General features: G+C 57.8%; 1 protein-coding gene. It reads left to right on the top strand.

The window, feature by feature from the left end; translation table 11 throughout:
- The coding region (locus CIK81_RS17980; RefSeq protein WP_147272386.1) for a hypothetical protein at nt 1–218 on the top strand (218 nt) is incomplete at both ends.

Below are 218 nucleotides of genomic sequence, written 5' to 3'. Positions count from 1 at the left end.
GAGGACATCGATCAATTGCTGGTCAACGTAGCGCGGGAGAACCAGCTGCTCGTCAATGCCCACTTCAATATCCTGCTCTGCGCCGATAGCGATAAGATCGGCAAGGCGGCCAACTTCATCGAAGCTGCACTCTTCCAGCAGGGGATCATCCCCTCACGCAACGCCTATAACCAGCTGGAACTGTTCCGCACGGCACTCCCGGGCAACGGCATCGAGCT

The sequence above is a fragment of the Brachybacterium sp. JB7 genome, from assembly GCF_003335205.1.
Classification (GTDB): Bacteria; Actinomycetota; Actinomycetes; order Actinomycetales; family Dermabacteraceae; genus Brachybacterium; species Brachybacterium alimentarium.
Note: the sequence above shows the minus strand (reverse complement) of the source record. Positions and strands in the feature narration are given on the sequence as shown.